Here is a 13,002-nt window from a genome sequence, read left to right on the forward strand (position 1 = left end):
CGCCGGAGCGTGGCGGCGCGGGAAAACACTCATGCGTCAAGCACTTACGAGCGAGGCGAAAGCGGCGCGGCGTGGCTCAGACGCAGCGCCCGCCGTCCACTTCGAGACACGCGCCGGTGATGAACGCGGCTTCGTCGGAGGCCAGATAGAGGCAGGCGTTGGCCACGTCCTGCGGCGTGGAGAAGCGCCCGAGCGGGATCGTCGCGACGAAGCGCGCGCGGTTCTCGGGCGTGTCGGGCACGCCCATGAATTCGGCGGTGAGGCCCGTGTCGCCGATCACGGGATTCACACAGTTCACGCGGATGCGGTCGGGGCCGAGTTCGGCGGCGAGCGCCTTGCTCGCGACGATCATCGCGCCCTTGCTGCCGTTGTACCAGACGAGCCCGGGGCGCGGCCGGATGCCCGCCGTCGAGGCGATGTTGACGAACGCGCCGCCGCCGCGCTCGCGAAAATGCGGCACGAACGCGCGCACGCTCCAGTAGAGTCCTTTCACGTTGACGGCGAAAACGCGGTCGAATTCCGCTTCGCTGACTTCCATCACGGGCTTGTTGCGATGCGTGGTGCCCGCGTTATTGACGACGATCTCCACGCTGCCGAAGCGGCCGATGGCGGCGTCGCGCAGCGCGTGCCAGTCGGCTTCGCGCGTGATGTCGCCTTGCACGGCGATCGCCTGGCCGCCCGCGTGCGCGATCTCGCTCGCGACGCGCTGTGCGGCCTCGGCGTTCAGATCGTTGACGACGACATTCGCGCCTTCGCGCGCATAGGTTTTGGCGATGCCTTCGCCGAATCCCGAACCGGCGCCCGTCACGACGGCCGTCTTGCCTGTGAGTCGCATGCTGTCTCCGAATTTTTTATCAGCGATGAAAAAACGGTGTGGCGTCAGCCGTGCTTGAGCGCGATGGTTTTCAGCACGGTGAAGCCGTAGAGCGCTTCGAAGCCTTTTTCGCGGCCGTGGCCCGACTGGCGCGAGCCGCCGAACGGCAGTTCGACGCCGCCGCCCGCGCCGTAGTTGTTGACGAACACCTGGCCCGCGCGCACGCGCCGCGCGATGCGCATCTGGCGCGCGCCGTCGCGCGTCCACACGCCCGCGACGAGGCCGTAGGGCGTGCCGTTGGCGAGCGCGAGCGCCTGGGCTTCGTCGTCGAAAGGCATGGCGGCGAGCACGGGGCCGAACACTTCTTCCTGCGCGAGACGGCTTTGCGGCGGCACGTCGCGCAGCAGCGTCGGGGCTTCGTAGAAACCGCCGGAGGGCGCGGCGGCGTCGAGCGTGCCGCGCGCGGCCACGGCGATGCCGTCGCGCTGCGCTTCGTCGAGAAAGTCGCGCACGCGCCGCCGCTGTTTCTCGTTGATGAGCGGGCCGCAGTCGAGATCGGCGCTCGCGGGCCCGACTCGCAGCGTTTCGAACGCAGCCGCGAGCCGCTCGAGCAGCGGCGCATAGGCGCTGCGCTCGATCAGCACGCGGCTGCCCGCCGAGCAGGTCTGCCCGGCGTTCTGCACGATCGCGGCGACGAGCACGGGCAGCGCGGCGTCGAAGTCGGCGTCGGCGAACACGATCTGGGGCGACTTGCCGCCCAGTTCGAGCGTGACCGGCACGTGATGTTCGGCGGCGGCCTGCGCGACGAGCTTGCCGGTTTGCGGCGAGCCCGTGAACGAGATGTGGTCGATGCCCGGATGCGCCGAAAGCGCCGCGCCCGCCTCGTGGCCGAGCCCGGTGACGAGATTGAGCGCGCCGGGCGGAAAGCCCGCTTCATGCGCGAGCGCCGCCACGCGCAGCAGCGACACGCAGGCGTCCTCGGCGGGCTTCACCACGCAGGCGTTGCCGGTCGCGAGCGCGGCGCCCACGCTGCGTCCGAAGATCTGCATCGGATAATTCCACGGCACGATGTGGCCCGTCACGCCGTGCGGCTCGCGGATCGTGAGGACCGTGTAGCCGTGCTGATAGGGCAGCGTTTCGCCGTGCAGCTTGTCGGCGGCGCCCGCGTAGAACTCGAAGTAGCGCGCGAGCGCGGCGGCGTCGGCGCGGGCCTGCTTGAGCGGTTTGCCGGTGTCCTGCGCTTCGAGTTGCGCGAGCGTTTCCTGATGCTGCGCGACGAGACCCGAGAGCTTGAACAGCAGGCGTCCGCGTTCGGCGGCGCTGAGCGCGCCCCAGATGCCTTCATACGCGGCGCGCGCGGCCTGCACTGCGGCGTCGATGTCGGCGGCATTGCCGCGCGCGAGTTGCGCGAAGGGTTGACCGGTGGAGGGATCGAGGGCGGCGAGGGTTTCGCCGTTGGCGGGCGCGCGCCACGCGCCGCCGATGAAATGCTTCGCTTCTTCCATGCATGCGCCTCGTAAATAGGGGATGAAACGAGGGAAGGGAACGCAAGACGAAAACACGAACAGCCAGTATCAGGCCATCAACAGGCAGGCGCCGCGCGTTGCGTGCGCGAGCGCCGGCCTGCCGGGCCATTATCGCGCCAATCGCGGCGCACGCGTGGGTTTTCAGGAGACGCTTCATCCGGGCATCATCCGGACGCCGCAGCCGATTGGCTATAATGCTGCGAACCTGTGACGTCCGGTTTCGCACCGGCACGCCTCGCGCGAGAGCCGCGTGCTCGCCGCGCGCCTCGCGTGAACCGTCGCTTTTTTCCCCTTCTCTCAGAGAGCGCTCATGAGCTTCGCAAATGTCCCCGCCGGCAAGGATCTGCCGCACGACTTCAACGTGATCATCGAGATTCCGGCGCAGAGCGATCCGGTCAAGTACGAAGCCGACAAGGATCTGGGCGTGCTCGTCGTCGACCGTTTCGTCGGCACCGGCATGCGTTATCCGGTCAACTACGGTTTCATTCCGCAGACGCTCTCGGGCGACGGCGACCCCGTCGACGTGCTCGTGATCACGCCGTTCCCGCTGCTGGCCGGCTCGGTCGTGCGTTCGCGCGCGCTCGGCATGCTGCAGATGACGGACGAGTCGGGCGTCGACGCGAAGCTGATCGCCGTGCCGCACGACAAGGTTTGCCCGATGACGGCGAACATCAAGACGCTGGACGACGTGCCCGAGTACCTGAAAGACCAGATCAAGCACTTCTTCGAGAACTACAAGGCGCTCGAAAAGGGCAAGTGGGTCAAGGTCGAAGGCTGGGTCGGCATCGAAGCCGCTCACAAGGAAATCACTGAAGGCCTCGCGAACGCGAAGAAGTAAGCGTCGCGATTCCTGGCGGTAAAAAAACCGCACGTGCCGAAAGGCCGTGCGGTTTTTTCATGGGTGCGGGTTTGGCTTCAAGCGGGCGCTTCGGCTTCCGGTTCGTCGCTCGCGGGCACTTCGACCGGCACCGGCGGCAGCACCGATTCGAGCGTGCGCGCGCCTGCCGCGAGCGCGCGTTTCTCACGCGGCGTGAGCCGCTTGACCCAGTATTCGGCGCGCGAGGCGCTCGCGCGATCGGCGAGTTCGAATTGCGCGAGCACCTGCACGGGCCTGCGCGAGCGCGTGTAGCGCGCGCCCGTGCCGTCGGCGTGCTGCGCGAAACGCGCGGCCACGTCGATGGCGATGCCCGTGTAGACGCTGCCGTCGGCGCATTCGAGCAGATAGAGAAACCACGGCATATTTCTGGAAGCGATGATCGTGAGGCTTGGGTGAGTGTGCGTCGGCGTTTGCGTTCGGGCTGGCGTTATCCGCGAAACGGATTGTGCTCGTTCAACTCATGCATATAGGCGTGAATCTGGTTCGTCTCGCTGTCGAGAAAGCGCGCGACGGCGTCTGCGAACGCGGGATGCGCGAGCCAGTGCGCCGAGCGCGTGACGGTCGGCATGAAGCCGCGCGCCATTTTATGCTCGCCTTGCGCGCCGCCTTCGAACACGTCGAGTTTTTCCTCGATGCAGAATTCGAGCGGCTGATAGTACGCGGTCTCGAAGTGCAGGCAGGGCACGTGTTCGAGCGCGCCCCAATAGCGGCCGTAGAGCGTGCCGCCGCGGCCGTCCGCGCCGCGCTGATACACCACGAGCGAGCTGGCGATCGGCTTGCCTTCGTATTCGGCGATCACGAGCAGCAGGTTCTCGGGCATCGACGCGCCGATCATGCGGAAAAAATCGAGGTTCAGATACGGCGACGAAAAATGCTCGCGGTAGGTCTGCCGATAGCAGCGGCTGAAAAAGCGCCAGTCCTCGTCGCGGATGTCCTCGCCGCGCACGCGCCGCAGCGTCACGCCGGCCTCGCGCACCTTGCGGCGCTCGGCGCGGATGTTTTTGCGCTTCTTCTGTTCGAGCGTCGAGAGGAAGTCGTCGAAGTCGCGATAGCCCTGGTTGAGCCAGTGAAACTGCACGCCTTCACGCTGCATCATGCCGAGGTCGGTGAGCGCGCGCGCATCGTCTTCGGGCGGAAACAGCACGTGCAGCGACGAGACTTCGGCCTGCTCCGCGAACGCCAGCAGCGTGGCGGCCAGATGGCGGCGCGCGGGTTCGTCGGCGGCCAGCAGGCGGGTGCCTTGCACCGGCGTGAACGGCACGGCGCACAGCAGCTTCGGGTAGTACTCCAGGCCGTTGCGCTTGTAGGCGTCGGCCCAGGCCCAGTCGAACACGTATTCCCCGTACGAATGGCCCTTGAGATAGACCGGCGCGGCGGCGGCAAGCTTGCCCGTTTGCGGGTCGGTGAGCGTGACGAACTGCGGCGCCCAGCCCGCGTCGGGCGCGGCGCAGCGCGTGGCGTCGAGCGCCGTGAGGAATTCGTGGCGCAAAAAAGGCGTCGGCTGCGCCTGGCGCGCGAGCAGCGCGTTCCATTCGGCGGCGTCGATCTCGGCCGGTGAGCCGAGAATGCCCGTGCGATAATCGAAATGTTCCTTTTTCAACTTGCGTGCCCGTTCTGGCGTGGCGAGGTGGGAGGCGGGCGGCGAGGGTTTCGGCCCGTCGCGGCGCGGGTGCGCCGGTTTCGCCGCGCCGCGGCAAGCGGTCATGGTAAAGCAAACCCTCCGAACGGGTGAGCGCTGGCGCGCCGCCGCTATCGTGCCGCTGCCGTCGTTGCGCCGTCGTCACGCAATGCGTACGTTCCGCGCGGACGGCACGAACCGCACCAGAACCTCGCCATTCGCTTGCCAGGCGCCGCGCGCGCCGACTGCCTCAAGAGCCCAAGGTTATCGACATGAAAGAGCGCTTCTTCAATCTCTACTCGCATGGTTTCGCGCGCGTGGCCGTGGGCTTGCCGCGCTGCCACGTGGCCGATCCGGTCTTCAACACCGAACAGACGCTCGCGCTCGCCCGCGAGGCGGCGGCGAAGGGCGCGGTGCTCGTCGCGTTTCCGGAACTCGGTTTGTCGGCGTATAGCTGCGACGATCTCTTCCATCAACAGGCGCTGCTCGATGCCTGCGAGCACGCGCTCGCGCAGATCGCCGAAGCTTCGAAGACGCTGCCGCTCGCGATGATCGTCGGTTTGCCGCTGCGCGTCGGGCATTCGCTGTTCAACTGCGCCGCCGTGGTGGCGGGCGGGCGCGTCGCGGGCATCGTGCCGAAGAGCTATCTGCCGAACTACGGCGAGTTCTACGAGCCGCGCCAGTTCAGCGCCGCCGACAGCGCGAGCGTCGACAGCGTGCGCATCGCGGGCGCGGACGTGCCGTTCGGCGCCGCGCTGCTGTTCGACGTGCCGGAGGTCGCGGGCCTGCGCTTCCAGGTGGAAATCTGCGAGGACGTCTGGGTGCCGATTCCGCCGTCGTCGTTCGCGGCGCTTGCGGGCGCGTCGGTGCTCGTGAATCTGTCGGCGTCGAACGTGGTGGTGGGCAAGGCGGGCTATCGCCATCAACTGGTTTCGCAGCAGTCGGCGCGCTGCCTCGCCGCGTATCTCTACACCTCGGCGGGCAAGGGCGAATCGACCACGGATCTCGCGTGGGACGGTCAGGCGCTCGTCTGCGAAAACGGCGAATTGCTCGCGCAGTCCGAGCGTTTCTTCGACGATTCGCAGATCATTTACGCCGATGTCGATCTGGAGCGCCTCCAGCAGGAGCGCATTCGCCAGACCACATTCGGCGATTCGATCCGCCGTCACGCCGACGAAATCGCGAAGTTCCGCGTGATCGAATGCGCCGTCGGCAATGCACAAGACAACGCACAAGGCACGGCGCCGTGGCAGCAGGAAACGCTCGCGCTGGAGCGCCGCGTCGAGCGCTTCCCGTATGTGCCGGCCGATCCGAAGCGCCGCGATGAACGCTGCAACGAGGTCTACAACATTCAGGTGCAGGCGCTCGTGCAGCGTCTCTCGCAGGCCAACATCAAGAAGGTGGTGATCGGCGTGTCGGGCGGGCTCGATTCCACGCACGCGCTGCTCGTCTGCGCGAAGGCGATGGACCGCCTCAAGCTGCCGCGCGCGAACATCCTCGCGTACACGATGCCGGGCTTCGCGACCAGCGAACGCACGCTGCGCCAGGCGCGCGAGCTGATGAATCTCGTCGGCTGCACGGCGCGCGAAATCGACATCCGCAAGAGCTGCATGCAGATGCTCGAAGACCTCGGCCATCCGTATTCGGAAGGCAAGGAAAGCTACGACATCACGTTTGAAAACGTGCAGGCGGGCGAGCGCACGAATCATCTGTTCCGTCTCGCGAACTTCAATCATGCGATCGTGATCGGCACGGGCGATCTGTCCGAGCTCGCGCTCGGCTGGTGCACCTACGGCGTCGGCGATCACATGTCGCATTACAACGTGAACGCCAGCGTGCCGAAGACGCTCATCACGCACCTCGTGCGCTGGGTCGCGGAAACCGGCCAGATCGGCCAGAACGGCGAGAGCGGACGCGACGTGCTCGAAGCGATTCTCGGCACCGACATCAGCCCCGAACTGATTCCCGGCAAGTCGGACGGCGCGCCCGAGCAGAAGACCGAAAGCACGATCGGACCGTACGAGCTGCAGGACTTCAATCTCTACTACACGCTGCGCTTCGGCTTCACGCCCGCGAAGGTCGCGTTCCTCGCGCGTCACGCGTGGCGCGACCGCGAGACGGGCGCGTGGCCGGAGAACGCCGAGGTCGCGCGCAATCAGTACGATCTGGCGGCCATCAAGCGCAATCTGCGGATTTTCCTCGACCGCTTCTTCCGCCAGAGCCAGTTCAAGCGCAGTTGCGTGCCGAACGCGCCGAAGGTGGGCACGGGGGGCTCGCTGTCGCCGCGCGGCGACTGGCGCGCGCCGAGTGATTCGGAATCGGTCGTCTGGCTCGCCGATCTGGAGCGCGTGCCCGCGCAGGAGCCGGCGGCGTAAAATTACGCCAGTCACATTGCCCATTTACCGCAAGTCACCGGATACGAAACCTACGTAACCGATACCGAACGAGGATCGCCATGAAACGCATTACCGCCGTCATCAAACCGTTCAAGCTCGACGAAGTGCGCGAGGCGCTCGCCGAAGTGGGCCTCACGGGCCTGACCGTCACCGAAGTGAAGGGCTTCGGCCGCCAGAAGGGCCACACGGAGCTGTATCGCGGCGCCGAATACGTGGTCGACTTCCTGCCGAAGGTGAAGATCGAAGTCGTGGTCGCCGACGAGCAGACCGACCAGGTGATCGACGCGATCATCGGCGCGGCGCGCACCGGCAAGATCGGCGACGGCAAGATCTTCGTCACCGACGTCGAGCGCGTGATCCGCATCCGCACGGGCGAAGAGAACGAAGCGGCGGTCTGATCGATCGTCCGCACGGGCGTCACGTCACAGCGTGACGCCGGCAAAGAAAAAGGGCGGCCCGAAGGTCGCCCAGGAATAAAAAACGGTGCGGTACCCTTTCGGACACCGCACCGATACGCGCCTCTCGCAGCAGCGTGAAAACGTCGATGTAGCTGTTCTGTCTACACTCGTCCGGAATTAGAACGAGTGCTGGATGCCTGCGTACACGCCGGTCTGGCTGTGGCCGGCCAGCGGGTTGCCCGTGGCAGCCGAGTCGCCGTAGTTGTTGGCGTTCAGACCGAAGTTGGCCGACTTGCTGTTCTGCACCGTGGCGACCTGCAGGTCGAGCAGCGTGCGCTTGGACAGGTTGTACGAGCCGCCGATCGTGTACAGCGTGGCGTTGCCGCCGCCGTTGTTCGCGTTGACGTGGTAGACCGCGGCGATCAGCGCGGCAGCCGGCGTGGCTTGCCACGTCACACCGCCCCACTCGTGATCGAGCGTGCTCGGCTGGCCGATTGCCAGACCCGTCATGCCCGACGAGCGAACGGCTTCGTAGCCGCCCTGAACCTTGAACGGACCGAGGAACACGTTGACCATCGCCATGTAGTCGCGCGAGTACGCGAAGACGCCTTGCGAGGCGTTGTCTGCGTTGGTCTGGTCGTACGTGCCACCCAGCGTACCGTTGGCCGGATTGCGGATTTCGTCGTAGATACCGCGAACCTGGAACAGCGAGTTCGTGTAGGTCAGCTGGATGCCGTTCTGGCGGCCTTGCGACGTCGTGCCGTTACCGTTCCAGTTCGTGGCGTTCGAGAACGAGTACTGGCCGTACACGTCGAAGCCGTAGAACTTCGGCGACTGGTACGAAATGTTGTTGCTTGATTGCGGCCAGTTACGACCACGGACCATCGATGCCGACGACCAGTTCGACTGACCGAACGGGTCGAAGTCCCAAATGCCGTTGACGATCATCAGTTCGCGGCCCAACAGCAGCGTACCGTAGTTGTCGTTCGACATACCGACCGTTGCCCAGCGATTGAAGAGGCCGCCGTTGCCCGGACCTGCGCCCGTTGCCGTGCTGAAGCTGCCTTCCAACTGGAAGAGTGCCTTGTTGCCGCCGCCGAGGTCTTCAACGCCCTTCATGCCCCAGAGGCTGGTGCCCCAGTAGCCGCTTTCGAGCTGAACCTGGCTCGTGCCATGGGTAGCCTGGCCGTTTGCGCCCGAACCGGCGCCGACGCCGTTCATGTACGCCACACCTGCGTCGAGGCGGCCGTAGAGCGTCACGCTGCTTTGCGCATGCGCCACGACGCCAGCCGACATCAATGCTGCGGCGAGCAATGCTTTCTTCATCTTCTCCTCCATACCCTGTCAAAGAGTCAACCTTAGTACTGCGAAAGACGTCCGCGCGCCTTCGGGGTGCTGCGGACAGAAACGGTCGCGTAAAGGGAGTGTGACCCGGAGGATCGGCGTACGGAAACGATGCGAGCAGGACAACCTGATCGAGTCGTCATGCAGATCCCCTGGTTGACTGGCATCTCCCGTTCTTATTTGAAGTGAAACTACTTTTAAAGAAGTTTGTTTTGCTACTTTGGTTACTAATTTAGCAAAAAAGGTGGGCGGTGGCGAACGAAATCGCGCGGGCGGCGCCGGGTGTCGTCAAATTGCCATATGGCCTTCCTGGATGGTGGTCACCCGAGTCTGAAAAGTATGCCTAAATCCTTATCAGACAAGGGACACACGGATCGTCAGGGGGGCTCCTCAGGATTGCCACTATTGACGCGTGAAGGACGCAGGAGTAATGCGAAAAACGCGCTTTTGGCGGCGATTTTCGGGGGCGAGAGGCGGGTTGCGAAGGAAAAAAGAAAAGGCGCAGAAAGCGCCTTGAAATACTACTTTTACTACATCGCCGCTGGAACGGATGTAGTCGACTACATAGACTGACTATGCAGCGCGACTACAAAACCCGGCATCACTTCAGACTGCCCGACAAAAACTGGCGCAGACGGTCGCTCTTCGGATTGGCGAACACCTCGGCGGGCACGCCTTCCTCTTCCACGCGGCCTTGATGCAGGAACATCACATGATTCGAAACGTTGCGCGCGAAACCCATTTCGTGCGTCACGACGATCATCGTGCGGCCTTCCTCGGCGAGCTGCTGCATCACCTTGAGCACTTCGCCGACGAGTTCGGGGTCGAGCGCCGAAGTCGGTTCGTCGAACAGCATCACGTCGGGGTTCATGGTGAGCGCGCGGGCGATCGCCACGCGCTGCTGCTGGCCGCCCGAGAGATGCGACGGATACTGCTTCTCCACGCGCGGCGCGAGCCCGACCTTCTCCAGATAGACGCGCGCGCGGTCCTCGGCCTCCTTGCGCGAAAGACCGAGCACGTGCACCGGCGCCTCGATCACGTTCTCGAGCACCGTCATGTGCGACCACAGGTTGAAGTGCTGGAACACCATCGCGAGCTTGGTGCGCACGCGCTGCAACTGCTTGACGTCGGCGGCCACGAGCGCGCCGCTGCGGCGGTCGGCCTTCGTGACGACTTCTTCGCCGTCGACGAAGATGCGGCCCGCGTTCGGCTGCTCGAGGAAGTTAATGCAGCGCAGCATCGTGCTCTTGCCGGAGCCCGACGAGCCGATCACGCTGATCACGTCGCCGGCGTTCGCCTTGAGCGAGACGCCTTTGAGCACTTCGTTGTCGCCGTACTGCTTGTGGATCGAATCGACGAAAAGTTTCTGCTTCTGGGAATTCATCAAAGACCTCGTTGGCTCACTTGCCTTGCGGTCGCAGGTATGCGAGCCAGCGGCGCTCGGCTTGGCGGAACAGCCACACGAGCGTGAATGAAATGATCAGGTACAGCACCGCGGCGATGCCGAACGCGCCGAACGACTGGTACGTCGCCGAGTTCACGTCGCGCGCGATCTTCAGGATGTCCGGCACGGTGGCCGTGAACGCGACGGTGGTCGCGTGCAGCATCAGGATGACTTCGTTGCTGTAGTAGGGCAGCGCGCGGCGCAGCGCCGACGGCAGGATCACGCGGCGATACAGCGTGAACGGGCTCATGCCGTAGGCGCGCGCGGCCTCGATCTCGCCGTAGGGCGTCGCCTTGATGGCGCCCGCGAAGATCTCGGTCGTGTACGCGCAGGTGTTGAGCGTGAACGCGAGCAGCGTGCAGTTCATGCCGCTGCGGAAGAACGCGCTCGTCAGCTCGTGATTGCGGATGATTTCGAGGCTGTAGAGGCCCGTGTAGCAGAGCAGCAACTGCACGTAGAGCGGCGTGCCGCGAAAGATGTACGTGTACAGCCACACGAGGCCCGAGAGCCACTTCTTCTTCGAGACGCGCGCGACGGCGAGCGGCACCGAGAGGCAGAAGCCGAGGCCGATCGAAATCACCAGCAGCCAGGCCGTGATCGCGACGCCCGTGAAGTGATACCCGTCGGTGTAGAGATAGTTGCGCCAGTATTGCTGGATCAGCTGGATCAGGTCTTGCATTGTCGTTGGCCTTGTCTTGTCTTCTGGCTAAGTTCCGCCTGAGCCTGGATCTCAGAGATCCGCTTTGCGCACGCCCGTGGAGTAGCGCTTGTCGAGATACATCAGCACGAAGTTCGAGACCGTCGTGATGCCGAGATAGATCGCGCCCGCGAGCAGCGTGAAGAAGAAAAAGCGCAGCGTGCCCTTGCCGGCGTCCTGGCTGGCCTTCACGACGTCGGCGAGACCGATGATCGAGACGAGCGCCGTGGACTTCACGAGCACCTGCCAGTTGTTGCCGATGCCGGGCAGCGCGAAGCGCATCATCTGCGGGAACATGATGCGCGTGAACACCTGCCAGTTCGTCATGCCGTAGGCGTGGCCCGCTTCGAGCTGGCCGCGCGGCACGGCGAGAAACGCGCCGCGGAAGGTTTCCGTGAAGTACGCGCCGTAGATGAAGCCGAGCACCACCACGCCGGCGAGGAACGGGTCGATGTCGATCTGATCCCAGCCGAGCATGTCGGTGAGGTCGTTCAGCCAGATCTGGATGCTGTAGAACAGCAGCAGCATCAGCACGAGATCGGGCACGCCGCGGATCAGCGTGGTGTAGGCCGTGCCCGCGCCGTGCACGGCGCGGTTTTTCGAGAGCTTCGCCGCCGCGCCGATCAGCCCGAGCACGAAGGAGAGCACGAGCGAGAGCACCGCGAGCTTGACGGTCTGCCAGGTGCCGGCGAGGATCAGCGGGCCGTAGCCTTGAAGAAACATAGGTGAGTCCTCGACGAAGCGTCCTCGATGCCGAGGGGCGCCTCGCGAAAGGCGCGGCAGCGACTGCCGCGGTTCAAATCCGGTCAAGCGCGGCTGGCGAGGCTTCGCCGCGTGGCCGTCGGTCTCCGTGTCCTGGAGGCGCGTGTCGAATGGTGTCGAATGGCGCTCTGGACGGCGTCTTCGCAGGACGCGCTTCGCACTGTATACGAAGCGCCTGCGCGGTCCATCGGGGCGAGCCCCGGGCGCGCCGCGCGCGCCGGCCTGGTTGCCTTGCTTACTTGCCCTTGTAGATCGGGAAGTCGAAATACTGCTTCGCGATCTGGTCGAACGTACCGTCCTTGTGCAGCGAGGCGAGGGCCGCGTTGAACTTCGCCTTCAGGTCGGCGTCGTCCTTGCGCAGGCCGATGGCGGTGCCGTCGCCGATCGTCGCCAGATCCTCGACTTCCGGACCGGCCCAGCCGAAGCCCTTGCCGCGCGGCGTCTTCAGGAAACCGTAGTCGGCCTGCACTTCATCCTGCAGCGTGGCGTCGAGGCGGCCCGCGATCAGATCCTGATAGACCTGATCCTGGTTCTGGTACGACACCACGTTCACACCCTTGGGCGCCCAGTGGACCTTCGCGTACGCTTCCTGGGTCGAGCCCTGTTCCACGCCGACGTTCTTGCCCTTGAGCGATTCGGGCGTCGGCAGCAGCGGCGAACCGCTGCGCGCGATCATGCGCGCGGGCGCGTCGAACAGCTTGTCGGAGTAGTCGATCTGCTGGCGGCGCTGCGGCGTGATCGTCAGCGACGAGACGATCGCATCGAACTTGCGCGCCTTGAGCGCCGGAATGATGCCGTCGAGGTCGTTTTCCACCCACACGCACTTCACGTTCATGCGCGCGCACAGCGCCTTCGTGAGGTCGACGTCGAAACCGACGATCTGGCCGTTGGCGGCCTTGGACTCGAACGGCGGATAGCTCGCATCGACGCCGATACGCACGGTATGCCAATCCCTGGCCGCGGCGCTGCCCGCCATCAGGGCGAGCGCGACGCACACTGCGAACTTCTTCATCTTTCTCCTGTCGGGGCGCAGCGAGTGGTTCATCACTGACTCCGTCCCTTCCATAGCTGAGGCGGGCGCTTCGGGACCGCGGCGCCGGCGGCGCGCGTCGATACCGGCGCTCGC

12 protein-coding genes are annotated in these 13,002 nt (G+C 65.1%); 3 read left to right on the forward strand and 9 right to left on the reverse strand.

Going from position 1 to position 13,002, the window contains the following annotated elements:
- Positions 1 to 76 precede the first annotated feature (76 nt).
- Both BMY06_RS19575 and BMY06_RS19580 read right to left on the reverse strand, forming a co-directional pair.
- The gene (locus BMY06_RS19575) at positions 77 to 835 is read right to left on the reverse strand and encodes an SDR family oxidoreductase (protein WP_074984714.1); all 759 of its coding nucleotides are present in this window, start codon (positions 833 to 835) and stop codon (positions 77 to 79) included.
- Positions 836 to 879: 44 nt separating this feature from the next.
- A complete protein-coding gene (locus BMY06_RS19580) occupies positions 880 to 2,319 on the reverse strand; it encodes an aldehyde dehydrogenase family protein (protein ID WP_074984716.1) in 1,440 nt (479 codons plus the stop codon).
- 331 nt (positions 2,320 to 2,650) lie between these two features.
- Here BMY06_RS19580 and ppa point away from each other — a divergent pair, with 331 nt between their 5' ends.
- On the forward strand, positions 2,651 to 3,178 hold the full coding sequence (gene ppa / locus BMY06_RS19590) for an inorganic diphosphatase (RefSeq protein WP_065063761.1): 528 nt from the start codon (positions 2,651 to 2,653) through the stop codon (positions 3,176 to 3,178).
- A 77-nt stretch (positions 3,179 to 3,255) separates the two neighbouring features.
- On the opposite strand, the gene BMY06_RS19595 is transcribed toward ppa, so the two are convergent.
- Both BMY06_RS19595 and BMY06_RS19600 read right to left on the reverse strand, forming a co-directional pair.
- Positions 3,256 to 3,579 carry a GIY-YIG nuclease family protein gene (locus BMY06_RS19595; RefSeq protein ID WP_074984720.1) on the reverse strand — a complete coding sequence of 108 codons (324 nt, stop codon included), beginning with the start codon at positions 3,577 to 3,579 and terminating at the stop codon, positions 3,256 to 3,258.
- Positions 3,580 to 3,644: 65 nt separating this feature from the next.
- Positions 3,645 to 4,817, reverse strand: coding sequence for a GNAT family N-acetyltransferase (locus BMY06_RS19600; RefSeq protein ID WP_074984722.1), 1,173 nt, complete (start codon positions 4,815 to 4,817; stop codon positions 3,645 to 3,647).
- A gap of 290 nt (positions 4,818 to 5,107) precedes the next feature.
- Here BMY06_RS19600 and BMY06_RS19605 point away from each other — a divergent pair, with 290 nt between their 5' ends.
- Positions 5,108 to 7,210, forward strand: coding sequence for an NAD(+) synthase (locus tag BMY06_RS19605; RefSeq protein WP_074984724.1), 2,103 nt, complete (start codon positions 5,108 to 5,110; stop codon positions 7,208 to 7,210).
- An 80-nt stretch (positions 7,211 to 7,290) separates the two neighbouring features.
- The gene (glnK, locus tag BMY06_RS19610) at positions 7,291 to 7,629 is read left to right on the forward strand and encodes a P-II family nitrogen regulator (protein WP_065063755.1); all 339 of its coding nucleotides are present in this window, start codon (positions 7,291 to 7,293) and stop codon (positions 7,627 to 7,629) included.
- A 177-nt stretch (positions 7,630 to 7,806) separates the two neighbouring features.
- Here the strand turns inward: glnK and BMY06_RS19615 are convergent, their stop codons facing one another.
- The 5 genes from BMY06_RS19615 to BMY06_RS19635 form a co-directional block, all read right to left on the reverse strand.
- Positions 7,807 to 8,955 carry a porin gene (locus BMY06_RS19615; protein ID WP_065063793.1) on the reverse strand — a complete coding sequence of 383 codons (1,149 nt, stop codon included), beginning with the start codon at positions 8,953 to 8,955 and terminating at the stop codon, positions 7,807 to 7,809.
- Between the two features lie 619 nt (positions 8,956 to 9,574).
- Positions 9,575 to 10,357, reverse strand: a complete 783-nt coding sequence (locus tag BMY06_RS19620; RefSeq protein WP_065063753.1) for an ABC transporter ATP-binding protein — start codon at positions 10,355 to 10,357, stop codon at positions 9,575 to 9,577.
- A gap of 16 nt (positions 10,358 to 10,373) precedes the next feature.
- A complete protein-coding gene (locus BMY06_RS19625; protein WP_065063791.1) occupies positions 10,374 to 11,087 on the reverse strand; it encodes an ABC transporter permease in 714 nt (237 codons plus the stop codon).
- A gap of 60 nt (positions 11,088 to 11,147) precedes the next feature.
- A complete protein-coding gene (locus tag BMY06_RS19630; RefSeq protein WP_065063751.1) occupies positions 11,148 to 11,837 on the reverse strand; it encodes an ABC transporter permease in 690 nt (229 codons plus the stop codon).
- Between the two features lie 274 nt (positions 11,838 to 12,111).
- Positions 12,112 to 12,888 (reverse strand): ABC transporter substrate-binding protein, encoded by a 777-nt coding sequence (locus tag BMY06_RS19635; protein ID WP_065063749.1) that lies wholly within the window; start codon positions 12,886 to 12,888, stop codon positions 12,112 to 12,114.
- Positions 12,889 to 13,002: the final 114 nt, after the last annotated feature.

Source organism: Paraburkholderia tropica (genome assembly GCF_900109265.1).
Lineage (GTDB): Bacteria > Pseudomonadota > Gammaproteobacteria > Burkholderiales > Burkholderiaceae > Paraburkholderia > Paraburkholderia tropica.

Bases quoted from the DNA above. Each gene is read 5' to 3' on its own strand.
- BMY06_RS19575 (WP_074984714.1), bottom strand. From the start codon at position 835: ATGCGACTCACAGGCAAGACGGCCGTCGTGACGGGCGCCGGTTCGGGA.
- BMY06_RS19580 (WP_074984716.1), bottom strand. From the start codon at position 2,319: ATGGAAGAAGCGAAGCATTTCATCGGCGGCGCGTGGCGCGCGCCCGCC.
- ppa (WP_065063761.1), top strand. From the start codon at position 2,651: ATGAGCTTCGCAAATGTCCCCGCCGGCAAGGATCTGCCGCACGACTTC.
- BMY06_RS19595 (WP_074984720.1), bottom strand. From the start codon at position 3,579: ATGCCGTGGTTTCTCTATCTGCTCGAATGCGCCGACGGCAGCGTCTAC.
- BMY06_RS19605 (WP_074984724.1), top strand. From the start codon at position 5,108: ATGAAAGAGCGCTTCTTCAATCTCTACTCGCATGGTTTCGCGCGCGTG.
- glnK (WP_065063755.1), top strand. From the start codon at position 7,291: ATGAAACGCATTACCGCCGTCATCAAACCGTTCAAGCTCGACGAAGTG.
- BMY06_RS19615 (WP_065063793.1), bottom strand. From the start codon at position 8,955: ATGAAGAAAGCATTGCTCGCCGCAGCATTGATGTCGGCTGGCGTCGTG.
- BMY06_RS19620 (WP_065063753.1), bottom strand. From the start codon at position 10,357: ATGAATTCCCAGAAGCAGAAACTTTTCGTCGATTCGATCCACAAGCAG.
- BMY06_RS19630 (WP_065063751.1), bottom strand. From the start codon at position 11,837: ATGTTTCTTCAAGGCTACGGCCCGCTGATCCTCGCCGGCACCTGGCAG.
- BMY06_RS19635 (WP_065063749.1), bottom strand. From the start codon at position 12,888: ATGAAGAAGTTCGCAGTGTGCGTCGCGCTCGCCCTGATGGCGGGCAGC.